At 73.4% G+C, this 13,317-nt stretch carries 11 protein-coding genes; 6 read left to right on the top strand and 5 right to left on the bottom strand.

Annotated elements, in window-relative coordinates:
* Positions 1-23: 23 nt before the first annotated feature.
* Positions 24-1,118, bottom strand: a complete 1,095-nt coding sequence (locus ACIBTX_RS05065; RefSeq protein ID WP_357129354.1) for a hypothetical protein — start codon at positions 1,116-1,118, stop codon at positions 24-26.
* On the bottom strand, positions 1,082-2,221 hold the full coding sequence (locus ACIBTX_RS05060; RefSeq protein WP_357129357.1) for a transporter substrate-binding domain-containing protein: 1,140 nt from the start codon (positions 2,219-2,221) through the stop codon (positions 1,082-1,084). Before ACIBTX_RS05060 ends, ACIBTX_RS05065 begins: the two co-directional genes overlap by 37 nt.
* A 343-nt stretch (positions 2,222-2,564) precedes the next feature.
* On the opposite strand from ACIBTX_RS05060, the gene ACIBTX_RS05055 reads away from it, so the two are divergent.
* The 3 genes from ACIBTX_RS05055 to ACIBTX_RS05045 all read left to right on the top strand — a co-directional run bounded on the left by ACIBTX_RS05055 (position 2,565) and on the right by ACIBTX_RS05045 (position 4,770).
* Positions 2,565-3,332 (top strand): SGNH/GDSL hydrolase family protein, encoded by a 768-nt coding sequence (locus ACIBTX_RS05055; protein ID WP_357129360.1) that lies wholly within the window; start codon positions 2,565-2,567, stop codon positions 3,330-3,332.
* Between the two features lie 3 nt (positions 3,333-3,335).
* Positions 3,336-3,782 carry an imidazolonepropionase-like domain-containing protein gene (locus ACIBTX_RS05050; RefSeq protein WP_357129363.1) on the top strand — a complete coding sequence of 149 codons (447 nt, stop codon included), beginning with the start codon at positions 3,336-3,338 and terminating at the stop codon, positions 3,780-3,782.
* A gap of 85 nt (positions 3,783-3,867) precedes the next feature.
* Entirely contained in the window at positions 3,868-4,770 is a 903-nt protein-coding gene (locus ACIBTX_RS05045) for a sulfurtransferase (RefSeq protein WP_357129366.1), read from the top strand.
* Between the two features lie 94 nt (positions 4,771-4,864).
* Here ACIBTX_RS05045 and ACIBTX_RS05040 read toward each other — a convergent pair whose 3' ends face one another.
* The 3 genes from ACIBTX_RS05040 to ACIBTX_RS05030 are packed head-to-tail and all read right to left on the bottom strand — an operon-like array spanning position 4,865 to position 7,849.
* Positions 4,865-6,043 carry a hypothetical protein gene (locus ACIBTX_RS05040; protein ID WP_357129369.1) on the bottom strand — a complete coding sequence of 393 codons (1,179 nt, stop codon included), beginning with the start codon at positions 6,041-6,043 and terminating at the stop codon, positions 4,865-4,867.
* On the bottom strand, positions 6,040-6,576 hold the full coding sequence (locus ACIBTX_RS05035) for a SigE family RNA polymerase sigma factor (RefSeq protein ID WP_357129372.1): 537 nt from the start codon (positions 6,574-6,576) through the stop codon (positions 6,040-6,042). Before ACIBTX_RS05035 ends, ACIBTX_RS05040 begins: the two co-directional genes overlap by 4 nt.
* 31 nt (positions 6,577-6,607) lie before the next feature.
* Complete coding sequence (locus ACIBTX_RS05030) at positions 6,608-7,849, bottom strand: MFS transporter (protein ID WP_396832059.1); 1,242 nt, start codon at positions 7,847-7,849, stop codon at positions 6,608-6,610.
* Positions 7,850-7,970: 121 nt separating this feature from the next.
* Between ACIBTX_RS05030 and ACIBTX_RS05025 the strand changes: the two genes are divergently transcribed.
* The 3 genes from ACIBTX_RS05025 to ACIBTX_RS05015 all read left to right on the top strand — a co-directional run bounded on the left by ACIBTX_RS05025 (position 7,971) and on the right by ACIBTX_RS05015 (position 13,294).
* Positions 7,971-9,764, top strand: a complete 1,794-nt coding sequence (locus ACIBTX_RS05025; RefSeq protein WP_396832135.1) for an HSP90 family protein — start codon at positions 7,971-7,973, stop codon at positions 9,762-9,764.
* Positions 9,761-12,628: a hypothetical protein gene (locus ACIBTX_RS05020; RefSeq protein WP_396832058.1), complete on the top strand. Its 2,868-nt coding sequence runs from the start codon at positions 9,761-9,763 to the stop codon at positions 12,626-12,628. The genes ACIBTX_RS05025 and ACIBTX_RS05020 overlap by 4 nt, the downstream gene beginning before the upstream one ends.
* A 66-nt stretch (positions 12,629-12,694) precedes the next feature.
* Positions 12,695-13,294, top strand: coding sequence for a TetR/AcrR family transcriptional regulator (locus ACIBTX_RS05015; protein ID WP_355048539.1), 600 nt, complete (start codon positions 12,695-12,697; stop codon positions 13,292-13,294).
* Positions 13,295-13,317 lie beyond the last annotated feature (23 nt).

Here is a 13,317-nt window from a genome sequence, read left to right as displayed (position 1 = left end):
TGGTGAGCTGCCTCTTCGCGCTGTCATCCGGTGCCGGGAAGGCGGCCCTCGCAGCGCACGTCCGGATCGACCACCGGCCGGCGGGGCATCATCCAGTCCAGGGCGGTCTCCTCCACCGGCCAACCGCCCACCGATACGAGGCTGTACGGCACCGCCGCCGCCTGCGGGCAGAGGACCTGCGACTCGACCCAGTCGTTGGGCAGGAACCGCACGGCGGCCGTGCGGTCCAGCACGATCGTCGACGTGTCGGTGACCGTGATGAGCGCCCCGAGCACCACCTCCCGGCCGCCCTCGGCCGTACCGTCGCGGGCCGCGGTGCCAGCGCTCGCCGCCGGGGACGTCGAGGCAGGCGTCGGGCTCGTGGTCGGGCTCGGGGTCGCCGTCTCGGTGGTGTGCTTCGGAAGCACCTCGATCGCGGCGGTGGGCAGCACCGGCACCCGGAGGAAGACCGCGCCCATCACCACGGGGAGCACGGCGGCGACCGTGAACGCCAGGCCGTGGGTCAGCGTCGGGGCGATCCAGTCGGGGATCGGGCCGGTGAGCAGCAGGGTGGCGGCGGGCGGGACCGCCAACAGGGCGGCGGTGGCCAGCTCGCCCTCCCGGTACGCCGTCCAGATCGCCGGGCCGAGCACGCTGTACGCCAGGACCGCCGCCGCCAACGGCAGGGCCACGCTGACGAACAGGATGCGCATTGGCTGATCCGGGTGCAGGTAACGGGTCCGCAGCGCCAGCAGCCAGAGGCCGAGCATCAGCAGCGACGGTAGGAAGCGGAGCTGCCAGGTGAGCGCCCCCAGCGCGACCGCCGCGCTGATCACCCACCCGGGGGTACGTGCCGTCCCCGAGGCGAGCAGTGAGCGTTCCGGGTCGAACCGGTCAGGAGCGCTGAGCCGGAGCAGTCGACCGAGGACGCCGAAGGTGAGCACGACGACGGGGAACGCCCACACCAGGGCGATCAGGAGGGCGCTGAGCAGGCCGAGCGGGCTGACGTACTGGACCAGCAGCAGCATCGTGGACATGTCCTGCTGGCTGAGCTGCCAGAGCCGCAGCACCAGCAGGAGGACGGGGAAGGCGGGTAGGAGGGTCAGCAGCCACTGTTGCGCCTGCCGCGCCCCCGCCATCCGACGCGGGCGAACGGCCCAGTGTGAACCGGTGACGACCCGGGGTGCGCCGGGGGCGGCAGGGCGATCCTCTCCCACGGCCACTGTCGCACCTCCACCTTCCTCGGATCGGGTTGCTGCTGCTCCGCGACCGGCTGCGGGAGGTTGTATCCCTGCTGCCATCGGAGGTTGGCGTTGAACGCGTTCTCCCAGGCCGAGTTCTCCTCGTCCTTGGCCGACTCGTAGAGAGCCAGGTCGACCAGGTCGAGCAGGGCCTTGTTGGGGCCGGTGTTGACGCCCCACCGCTCCTGCGGCGACGAGCCGATGTCCCAGTGCCGCAGCGGTTTGACGTTCTTCAGGGTCACGGTGAACCGCTGGCCGTCGTCGCCCGGCCGGTCACCGGTGACGAAACCGGCGAGGATCGCCGCGTCGGTGGTGACCGCCTGCACCTTGCCGTCGTACATCTCCTGGATGCACTCGCTGATCCGGTTCCGGCCCACCGGCGTCGCGCCGGCCTCGGCGAGGCGCTGGATGGACGTCGAGGTCGTCAGCGAGCAGACGGTCAGGCCGCGCAGGTCCTCCAGGCTGCTCACCTGGCCCTTGAAGTCCTCCAACGTCACCACCGACTGCTCGGTATGCAGGTACGCGGCCGAGAAGACCGCGCCCTCCTCCCGGCGCTTGTCGTTGATGCTGTACGAGGCGATGACCAGGTCGACGGTGACGAAACCCTCGCCGTCCTGGGCCTGCCGGCGGGCCCGGTCCTCACTCTCGATCGGCACGAAACGCACCTGCGAGTGGTCGAAGCCGAGATAGCTCGCGATCATGTACGCGATGTCGACGTCGAAGCCCTTCCAGACGTTGTTCGGAAGGCGCTGTGAGATGCCCGGCTGGTCGTCCTTCACTCCGATGATGAGCTGCTGCTTGCCCTTGAGGTGCGCGTCCTCCAGCAACTCGTCCCGGGTCGGCGGACCCATGGCGAGGACGATCGGGACCAGGGCGGCGGCCAGCACGGCCAGCGCGACGACGAGCCCCACGAGTCGGATCTGACGGGTCCGCGTGGTGCGCGACGGTGTGTCCGCCGCCGGTGCCGGCCCGGCGGGGCTCGGCTCGCTTGCCTGACTCAACTAGGCCCTCCCCGCTACCCGGCCCGGTGACCGGCCCTCCATTGTGGGGCCTGCTGGCGAGCGAGGGCACCCCGACATCCGCCGGATTGGCGACACCGTCCCGGGCCGCAGTTGCGGTTGATCGACACGAGTTCGCCGAAGTCGGGGTATCAACTCGACTCCGATACCCCAAATCAACGACCTCGTGTCGATCAAGGCGGTCGAGCCCGGCGCTGGGCTCAGGCACGGCCCTCGATCGAGGCGCGCGCATGACCTCCGCCACGTCGGCCGGTCGGGGCACCGGCCGACGCGCCTGCGGTGAAAGACTGTCGCCGCAGGCAACGGGTGGCGTGAGGGGGCGCGGGTGCGCTGGCGCAGTTTTGTCGCGGTCGGGGACAGCTTCACCGAGGGTATGGACGACGCGTACCCGGATGGCACCTTCCGGGGTTGGGCCGACCTGGTCGCGACCCGGCTCGCCGCCGAGGCGGGCCCCGACTTCCGGTACGCGAACCTGGCCATCCGGGGTCGGCTCTTCCCGAGCGTGGTCGCCGAGCAGGTGCCCTCCGCGGTGGCGATGAGGCCCGACCTGATCAGCTTCGCGGCCGGCGGCAACGACGTGCTGCGCCGCACCTTCGATCCGGAGACGCTGGTCTCCCGCTTCGACGATGTCGTCCGGCAGCTCCGCTCGGGCGGCGCGGACGTGCTGCTCTTCCGATTCGCGGACGTGATGGCACGCCTGCCCGGCCAGCGTCTCGTCGCTCCCCGGGTGCAACTGCTCAACCAGGCGGTCGGCGAGACCGCCGCGCGGCACGGCGCGATCCTGGTCGACCTGTACGCCGACGACACGTTCCTCAACCCGATGCTGTGGAGCACCGACCGGCTGCACCTCTCCCCGGCCGGTCACCGACGGGTCGCCGGGCAGGTGTTGAACGCGCTCGGCGTGGGCTGTGACGAGGAGTGGCTGCTGGTCCCGCCGCACCCGGCGCCGTCGCCGTGGCTCGCCGCGCGTGCGTCCGACCTGCGCTGGGCCGGGCAGTACCTGGCCCCGTGGATCAAGCGGCGGCTCACCGGCCGGTCGTCCGGCGACACGGTGACCGCGAAGCGCCCGCTGCTCGGGCCGATCGCCGACTGAAACGTGCGCACGTTGCACACCGCGCCGCTGCTGCGCCTCGAACGGGACGGCGAGCCGGTGCCGGAGCACGGCGTGCTGGTCAGCGGCGACCGTATCGAGGCGGTCGGCTCGCTGGCCGAGTTGACCGAGGCCCACCCGGAGGTACGGGTCCGTCGCTGGCCCGGCACGCTGGGGCCGGGCCGGCTGTGGGCCGAGCCCTTGCCGGCAGCGCCCACCCCGCGCGAGCGGGTGCACGCGCTGCTGCGTACCGGAGTGACGGCGGTACTGGCCGACCGTCTGGCCGATCCGGCACTACGGGGCGCCGTCGACCGCAGTGACCTGCTGGTGCTGGCCGGACCAGTGGCACCGACCCTGGTGACCGGTGGTCGGGCGGACCTGTCGGTGCACGACGTCGACGGAACCTGCCTCGCGACCGTGGTCGCCGGCCGGATCGTGCACCGACGCGCCTGAACGCGCGGCGTTAGCTGCGACACCCCTGACCCCCCGATCCCCGATGGCGGACCGCCCGGCGGTGTCGCGGCGTACCTTGGGGCTCATGTCTGTGCCGAACGATCCTGATCCCCGCCTCCAGTCGTACGCCGACCCGCGGCGGCTGGTCACCACCGACTGGTTGGCCGAGCACCTGGGCGACGAGGGCCTCGTCGTGGTCGAGTCCGACGAGGACGTCCTGCTCTACGAATCCGGTCACCTCCCCGGCGCCGTCAAGGTCGACTGGCACCTCGACCTGAACGACCAGGTCACCCGGGACTATCTCGACGCGACCAGCTTCGCCGAGATGTGCGCCGCGAAGGGCATCGGTCGGGGCGACACCGTCGTCTTCTACGGCGACAACTTCAACTGGTGGGCCGCGTACGCCCTCTGGGTCTTCTCGCTCTTCGGCCACGCCGACGTGCGGCTGCTCGACGGCGGCCGGCAGAAGTGGGTCGCCGAGGGGCGAGAGCTGACCCGCGACAAGCCGGCCCGGCCCCGCGCCGACTACCCGGTGCCGCTGCGGGACGACGCGCCGCTGCGCGCGTTCCGCGAGCAGGTGATGGCCCACATCGCGGTGGGCCGGCCGCTGGTCGACGTCCGGTCCCCGGGCGAGTACACCGGCGAGATGCTGCATATGCCGGACTACCCGCAGGAGGGCGCGCTGCGGGGTGGGCACATCCCGGGCGCGGTCAACAAGCCGTGGAAGTCCGCCGCGAACGAGGACGGGACGTTCAAGTCCGCCGACGAGCTGAAGGCGATCTACGCCGACCAGCTCGGGCTCAGCCCGGACGACGACGTGATCGCGTACTGCCGGATCGGCGAGCGGTCCAGCCACACCTGGTTCGTGCTGCGGCACCTGCTCGGCTACCCGCAGGTGCGCAACTACGACGGCTCGTGGACGGAGTGGGGCAACCTGGTCCGGGCGCCGGTGGTGAAGGGCGACCAGCCCGGCGGCATCGCCGCCTGAGACGCAAGCTCGGCCGGCTGAGCACGCCACGCTGCTCAGCCGGCCAGTACCAGCACGCCCGCTCTTCCGCCGGCCAGCGCCAGCACTCCGCTGCTCAGCCGGCCAGCGCCAGCACGCCGCGCAGCTCGGCGATGATCCCGGTGATCTCGCCGGTCTCCGGGTCCCAGCGCGCCAGGGCGGCCGGTTCCAGGCGCAGCAGCACCGCGCCCTTGTTGTCCCAGCCCAACACCGGGCAGCAGCCCTTGGCGCGGTCCCGCCCGAGGTCGAGCAGGTGGGTCACCGAGCCGGTGCGCGAGTCCAGCACGGCCACCCCCTCCGCGCCGCTGATGTGGGCGTTGACGATCCACGCGGCGCTGGCCAACCGGCCCCCGTGCAGCCAACCCCGGCCGTAGAACTCGTTCACCTGATAGGGCGGCGGAAGCGAGTCCACGGTGATCGGCTGTTCGGAGCGGACCGGGCCGTCGAGGGCCGTCCGGCTCTGCAGCTTCAGGCCACCGCGCTCGCCGACCAGCTCGAGCAGAGCCGCCCCGCGACCGGCCTCCGGATCGGGCGTGACCACATGCCAGGCCGACAGGTCGGTGGTGCTGGCCGCCTCGGTGTCCCGCTGCACCACGTACGTCCGGTCGTCGCCGCCGACCAGCACCCGGTCGTGCGCCCACACCACCAACTCCAGGTAGCCCTCGAGGGGGATGCGACGTACGCCCGCCGTGGTGAGGTCGACCATGATCAGCTCGTTGGTCTGCGCGAAAGCTGCCCACCGACCGTCCGGCGACAGGACTCCCGGCTTGACCGCTGTCGCCTCGTTGCCGCTCTCATCCCAGGTGGGTGCCGGCGTCACCACGTCCAGACTGCGGACCACGCCGTCGTCGCCGAGGATCCGGATCACACCGTCCGGTTGACCCTCCTCGCTCAGCGGCTGGAACAGCGCCAGCGCCCGCTGGACCGGTCGGGCGGACAGCGCCACGGTCGGCGGGCCGCTGATCCGGCTCAGCGGATCGGGTGGGTACGTCAGCTTGGCGGGCGGGCGCTGCACGGGATCGGCGTGGGTGGGCGCGACGGTCGGCGCCACCGGATGGGCCAGGCGTGGATCGGGGGACGGTCGCAGGGCGACCGCCGCGCCGCCGGCCAACGCCACGGCCACGACGACCGCGCCGACGGCCCGTCGGGTACGTCGGGTACGTCGCGCCCGATCCCAGCCGTCCGACGCCGGTGCGCTGGGCAGCACGTCCTGCACGGTGACGGTGAACAGGTCGCGCAGGTCTTGCTCGTTCACTGGTTCACCTCCACACCGTTGGCGCCCCGACCCGGTCGGTCGTCCCCGGTGAGGGCGGGAGCAACCTCCCGGAGCCGCCGCAGCGCCAGGTGGCACTGGCTCTTCACGGTGCCGACGGTCACCCCGAGCGCCTCGGCCGTGGCGACCTCGGTCAGGTCCTCGTAGTAACGCAGCACCAGCACGGCCCGCTGCCGCGGCGGCAGCGTCCCCAGCGCGTCGTGCAGGGTCAGCCGCAGCGCGCCGTCCCGGTCCGGCGCGGCCCGCTCCGGCGGCGTGGCGCTGAGCCACTCCCGGCGACGACGTCGCCACCAGGACACCGCGTCGCGGTAGAGGATGGCCCGCACGTACGCGGCGGGATCGCCGTCGCGGACCGAGGTCCAGCGCAGCGCCAGCTTCAGCAGGGCGTCCTGGAGAAGGTCCTCGGCCTGGTGCCGGTTGCCACAGATCAGGAAGGCCGCGCGCAGGAGCCGGTGCTGGTTGCCTTCCACGAACGCGAGGTAGCCGTCGCGGCCGTCGTCCGCCGTCGATCCCATCCGCACCCCTTCCGGCCGCCCGCGGTGCGCGTCACCCGACAGACGCACGGGAGGGCGGAAAAGGTTGGACCGATTTTCCGGCCGGTCGCAGGATCCGCCACGCCACCACCGTCACCAGCGCGAAGACGCCCGCCGCCGCGCCCACCACCGGGACCGTCCCATGGGCGGCGGCGACCAGCCCGGCCAGCCCCGCGCCGACCGGCGCGGTGAGCAGACCGATCATCCGCTGGGCGGCGCCGACCCGACCGAGCAGCCTCGACGGCACCTCCCGCTGACCGTACGACGCCCACAGGCTGTTCCACACCACCGTCCCGGCGGCGAAGACGGCAAGCGCGAACCCGCCCGGCACCGGATGCCGGGCCAGCGCGAAACCGGTCAGCGCCACGGTCTGCGTGGCGAGAACCGCACCCAGCGCGGGTACGGTGCCGAGCCGGGCGGCGAGCCGGTCCGATGCCAGCGCCCCGGCGACCCCGCCGAGGATCACCGACGCGGCGAACAGCCCGTACCCGGCCGGCGGTATCCGCAACACGTCCAGCGCGTAGAGCACCAGCACCGCCATCAGGCCGGAGATCGCCAGGTTGCTCGCCGCGGCGAGCAGGGTGACCCGCCACATGGTCCGGTGCGCGCGCAGCCACCGCACTCCCTCGACGACGTCGCCCCACACCGACGCGCGCCCGGTCGCCGGCGTGGCGGGTACGGGGGCCGGAGCGGTGAGGGCGATCACGAGCAGGGCGGCCACCGCGAAGGTGACGGCGTCGAGAGCGAACGGGAGGGCGGGAGCGGCGGCGAACAGGACACCGGCGGCGGGAGCGCCGAGGAAACCCCCGGCCACCGCCGAGCCGGCCTGGAGGCGACCGTTCGCCCGGGGCAGCGCGGTCGGCGGCACCAGGGCCGGGAGCATCGCGAAGGAGACGGCGTCGAAGAGCGTTCCCAGCGCGGCGAGCAGGAACGCCGCCACCAGCAGGAGCCCGATGCCGGCCCGGTCGACGGCCACCGCCACGGCCACCGCCGCCACCACTGCGGCGCGTGCCCCGTCGATGCCGGCCATCGTCCGGCGGCGGTCCCAGCGGTCCGCGTACACCCCGCCGAGCAGGCCGAAGAGCAGCGGCGGTATCTGCGCGGCCACGGTGACCGCGGCGATGACCCGGGGGTCGCGGGTCAGCGTGGCCGCCAGCAGCGCCAGCGCCGGCGTCCGCAGCGCGTCCCCGAAGCGGGACGCCACGGCGGCGGACCAGAGCAGCCGGAAGTCCCGGCCCAGAACGGAGGAGGTCATGCCGCCGACCGTGCCGGTTCGACCGGGTCGAGGGTCAAGCCGCCGGGCGAAAGGGGGACGCGGGCCGCCGGTGATCTTGGGTACGGTGAGCGCCGGCATCGGGACCGGGGAGAGCACAGGCGTGGACCACACCTTCCAGGTCGACCTGCGTGGCGTGGTCGACCTGCTCAGCCATCACCTCTACGGCAGCCCTCGGGTCTACGTCCGAGAGCTGCTCCAGAACGCCGTGGACGCGATCACCGCCCGGCGTGCCACCGAGCCGGACGCGCCGGCGCTGGTCCGGATCGAACCCCCGGAGATCACCGGAGACGGCACCCTCCGCGTGCACGACACCGGCGTGGGCCTGACCGAGGCGCAGGTACACGAGCTGCTGGCGACCATCGGCCGCAGCTCCAAGCGTGACGAGTTGGGCTTCTCCCGGCACGAGTTCCTCGGCCAGTTCGGCATCGGCCTGCTCTCCTGCTTCCTGGTGGCCGACGAGATTCAGGTGCTCACCCGCCACGGCGACGATCCCACCGTCCGGTGGACCGGATACGCCGACGGCCGGTACGCGGTGACGGTCGCGCCGCCGGAGGAGGCCCGCGCCGACGTGGGCACCACCGTGACGCTGGTGCCCCGCCGTGATGCCGACCAGTGGTTCAGCACCCCGACCGTCGTCGACCTGGCGCGGCTCTTCGGCGCGTTGCTGCCGGTCACCGTCCGGGTCGGCGACGTGGTCACCACCGTCGGTGAACCGCCCTGGCCGACGACGCCGGGCACGCCGGTCGACCGGGCGGCGCTGATCGCGTACGCCCGCGACACGCTCGGGGTGGACCCGTTCGACGTGCTGCCGCTGAGCGTCCCCGAGGCCGGGCTGACCGGTGTCGCCGTCATCCTGCCGACCCCGGTGAACCCGGCGGCCCGTGCCGGGCACCGCGTCTACCTCAAGCGGATGCTGCTCACCGAGAACGCCGACGGCCTGCTGCCGGACTGGGCGTTCTTCGCGCACTGCGTCGTCGACGCGACCGAGTTGCGTCCGACGGCCAGCCGGGAGGCCCTGTACGAGGACACCCTGCTGACCGCGACCCGGGAGGCGCTCGGCGACCAGGTACGTGGCTGGCTGGTCCGGCTGTCGCGACACGACCCGCACCGGTTGGCCCAGTTCCTCCAGGTGCACCACCTCGGCGTGAAGGCGCTGGCCCTGCACGACGACGACATGCTCCGGCTGGTCGACAGGTGGTGGCCGATGGACACCAACGTCGGCACGCTCACCCTCGCCGAGTTCCGGGAACGCCACGGGGTGGTCCGCTACGCGGCCAGCCTCGACGAGTTCCGCCAGCTCGCCGCGGTGGCCGCCGCGCAGGACCTGGCCGTCGTCAACGCCGGTTACACGTACGACACCGAGCTGATCGAGCGGCTGCCGGCGGTGGACCGCTCGGTGCTGATCGAACGGCTCGAGCCGAGTGACCTCACCACCCGGTTCGAGGCCCTCGACCCGTCCGTGGAACTGGCGCTGCGGCCGTTCCTCACCGCCGCGCAGCGGGCCGTCGAGCGTTCCGGCTGCGAGGTGGTCATCCGGGCGTACGACCCGGTCTCGCTGCCCACGCTCTACCTGGTGAGCCGGTCGGCGGCATTCAACGACCAGCTCGCCGCCAGCCGCGACCGGGCCGACGAGCTGTGGGGTGGGGTGCTCGACGCGCTCGCCGCCACCGCCCCACCGGACCGCCCGCAACTGGTGCTCAACCACCGCAACCCGCTGGTGCGACGGGTCACGATGCTGGGCGACCCGGAGCTGGTCGGGCTCGCCGTCGAGGCGCTGTACGGGCAGGCGCTGCTGCTCGGGCACCACCCGGTCCGCGCGGCCGACGCCGCGCTGCTGAACGACGCCTTCCTCGGCCTGCTCGGCCGGGCCGTACCGGGACGGGAGCAGGCATGAGCGACGAGGACCTGTGGCGGGTGCTGCGCGGCATCGCCGACATGCCGTACGGGGCGGGGCAGATCGCCGCGTTGGAGCAGTTGCTGCGCCGGGTGGACGCCACCGACGACCGGCACCTCGCCTATGTGACCCGGATGCAGGCGACGACCGGGTACGTCTACGGAGGCGAGCCGGCGAAGTCGTTCGTCACGTTCTCCTGGTGCCTGTCCGAGTTCGACCGAGACCCGCAGCCCTACCACCAGCAGCACCTGCACCAGATGCTGTGGCACTTCAAGTACATGGTGTCGGGTCTGCTGGAGTTCCCCGAGGTGCCACTGGACCGCACGTACGCCGTGCTCGACGACATGGAGCGGCACTACCGGGCCGGCGGGCACAGCCTGCAGACCGTCCACAAGCACCGGTTCCGGGTCGCCGACCACGTGGGTGACGCCGAGGCGGCCGCGCACTGGTACCGGCTGTGGCAGACGGCGCCCCGTGACGAACTGTCCGACTGTGCGGGTTGTGACCCGACGAGCCAGGTGGGCTACCTCGCCGCCACCGGTCGGGACGCCGAGGCGGTGGCCCTCGCCGAGCCGGTGCTCGCCGGCCGGCTCACGTGCACCGAGCAGCCGCAGGCGATCCTCACGGCGCTTCTGCTGCCGTACCTGCGCACCGGTCGGGGTGAGTCGGCGCGCGACGCGCACCGTGAGGCGTACCGCAAGCTGCGCGGCAGCCTCGCGGACCTGTGGGACATCGGCGACCACGTCGAGTTCTGCACGCTCACCGGCAACGAGGCGCGGGCGGTCGAGCTGGTCGAGCGGCACCTGGACTGGCTGGACCGACCGCCGTCGCCGGCCGCCGCCATGCACTTCGCGGCGACCGCCGCCGCCGCGCTGCGCCAGGCCGGTCTCGCCACCGTGTACCGGCGGGCCGCCGAGGGGCGGCCGGCGGCCGAGGTGCCGGCGTCGGCGCTGGCCGCCGAGCTGGCCGACAGGGCGACCGAGCTGGCCGCCCGCTTCGACGCCCGCAACGGCACCACCCACCAGTCGGAGTGGATCGCCCGTCGGCTCGCCGTACGACCCGGTGGTGAGCACCTGCCGCTGTCCGCGAGCGTTCGTCGCCGTTCGGCCCGAACCGGTGGGGACGCGCTGGCCGGCGGTGCGACGCCCGCGTCCGAACGGCCCGGCCGGGCACCCGTCGAGGTGTCCACCGTGGCTCTACCCGCCGACGCCGACGAGCTGCTGACCGTCGCCGAGAAGAGCTGGGGCCAGCACGACCGGGCCACCTTCCGGGCGGCGCTGGCCGCGTACGACGACCGGTTCGACGCCGCCGACCTGCCACCGCGTACGGTCGCGCACCGACTGGCGCTGCGGGCGGCCGAGCGGGGCGACGAGGACGACGTCGAGGGTGCGGTCGAGCTGAACCGGGCGGCGTTGGACCTGTACCGCTCGGCGGGTGAGGAGCTGCCCGCCCAGGTGGTCGCGGGGCGGCTGGGTGTGCTGCTGACCCGCGCCGACGAGCACGCCGAGGAGGGGCTGACGTTGGCCCGGGAGGCCGCCGAGGCGCTGGATCGACTCGGTGACCCCCGGCAGCGCGCCGCCGGTTACGACCGGCTGGCGTTGGCGCTGCTGCACCGGCAACGCTGGGCGGACGCCCTGACGGCCCTTTCCCGGATACCTGCCGACGCCGGTGGCGATGAGCACCTGGCGGCCCGGATCGCGCTGCACCGGGCACATCTGCTGGAGGGGTCCGACCGCGTCGACGAGGCCCTTGCCGCCGCCGTCCAGGCCCGCCGGATGGCCCGTGAGCTGGGCGTCGACGAGCTGATCACGGCCGCCTGCCTGGCCTGCGCCCGGACCGTCGACGATCCGGCGGAGGCGGTGGCCGCCTGCGACGAGGCGCTGCGGGTGGCGCCGGGGGACGCGGAGCTGCCCGTCCGGGTCGCCCGCGCGCGGGCACTGCTCTCCGCCGGCCGGGCCGCCGACGCGGTGGACGACTTCGTCGAGGCGGTGACGCTCTGCGTGGAGCGTGACGCCGAGGGGGACGCGTTCCTGCGCTGGGAGCTGGCGAACGCGTACCGGGTGGTGGGTCGGCTCGCCGAGGCGGCCGAGGTCGCCGAGGAGGCCGTGCTCGGCCTGGACCGCCTGGGCGCCCAGGCGGAGGCCGACCGCTGCCGGCACCTGCTGGCCGGGGTGTACGGCGGGCTCGGCGAGATCGACCCCGCGTTGGCTCTGCTGGAGCAGTTGTCCGTCAACCTGGACGGCCCGGACAACCTGCCCATCCGGGCCCAGGTGCTGGAGGAGGCCGGCGGGATCCTGTACGACGCCGACCGGGACGCCGCGGCCGCCGAGCGGTTCACCGCCGCCGCCACGGCGTACCGGCTCGCCGATCTGCCGTTGGACGAGCTGCGCGCCCGTCGCCGGGAGGCGTACGCCTGGTTCTGGTCCGACAACCTGCCGGAGGCGGTCCGGGTCGTCGAACTGGCGGACGGGTTGGCGGCGGTGTTGGCCGGGCAGCCGGAGCCGCCGCCACCGGTGACGTACGAGCTGGCGATGATGGCCGAGACGGGCGCGCGGGTGCTGACCGGGGAGGGCCGGGCGGACGAGGCGCTGGCACGGCTCGCCGGGGTGCCCGACCGACTGCGGTCGATCGAGGCGTTCGGTGAGGCGGCCCAGGTGGAGGTCCTCGTGGGTGAGCTGCTGCTCCGACTGGACCGGCCGGTCGAGGCGGAGCCGCTGTTGCGGCGCGTACTCGGTGGGTTGCCGGCCGGATCGCGGCCGGTCCGCCAGACCGCGTGGTTGCTGGCCCGCGCGTTGGACCTGCTCGACCGGCCCGCCGAGGCGGCCGCCCTGCGACAGGAGCACGACCTCGACCCGGACGACTGACCGCTGCGGGCCGCCGACCGGTATCCGTCGCCCCACGGTGTCCGGCTCGCGGTCTACGCTTGCCCGGTGACGGTGGAGCAGCAGGCACGGGGGGCGGCGGGTACGGGCCGGCGCCGGTCCCGCAAGGACGAGATCCTGGAGATCGCGGTCGGTCTGTTCGCCGCCCGCGGCTACCACGGCGTGTCGATGGACGACATCGGCGCGGCAGCCGGGGTGACCGGTCCGGCGCTCTATCACCACTTCGCCGGCAAGGAGGCGATGCTGGCCGCGGCGCTGATTCCGGTCAGCGAGGGGCTGCTGGCCGGCGGGCGGGAACGCGCCGCCGGGCACCCGGACGACCCGCGCGGCGTGCTGGAGTCCCTGATCGACTTCCACGTCGAGTTCGCGCTGGCCAACCCGGCCGTGATCGCGCTGCACCTGCACGAGTTGGACCGCCTGCCGGAGGAGCCGCGGCGACGGATCCGCCGGCTGCAACGGATGTACGTCGAGGAGTGGGTGACGGTGCTCACGGCGCTGCACCCGGGCATGCCCGACGGCGAGGCTCGGGTGCTCGCGCACGCGGCGTTCGGCCTGATGAACTCGACTCCGTTCCTCGGCGGCGAGGTGGACCGCCGACGTCGGGCCGAGCTGTTGCGTGGAGCGACCCTGGCCGCGCTGCTCGCCTGAGCCGACTCGTCAGAAGTACGCCG

It is taken from the genome of Micromonospora sp. NPDC049359 (genome assembly GCF_044466585.1).
GTDB lineage: Bacteria > Actinomycetota > Actinomycetes > Mycobacteriales > Micromonosporaceae > Micromonospora.
This window is presented reverse-complemented; position numbering and strand designations above follow the sequence as displayed.

Bases quoted from the DNA above. Each gene is read 5' to 3' on its own strand.
- ACIBTX_RS05065 (WP_357129354.1), bottom strand. From the start codon at position 1,118: ATGGCGGGGGCGCGGCAGGCGCAACAGTGGCTGCTGACCCTCCTACCC.
- ACIBTX_RS05045 (WP_357129366.1), top strand. From the start codon at position 3,868: ATGTCTGTGCCGAACGATCCTGATCCCCGCCTCCAGTCGTACGCCGAC.
- ACIBTX_RS05035 (WP_357129372.1), bottom strand. From the start codon at position 6,576: ATGGGATCGACGGCGGACGACGGCCGCGACGGCTACCTCGCGTTCGTG.
- ACIBTX_RS05030 (WP_396832059.1), bottom strand. From the start codon at position 7,849: ATGACCTCCTCCGTTCTGGGCCGGGACTTCCGGCTGCTCTGGTCCGCC.
- ACIBTX_RS05020 (WP_396832058.1), top strand. From the start codon at position 9,761: ATGAGCGACGAGGACCTGTGGCGGGTGCTGCGCGGCATCGCCGACATG.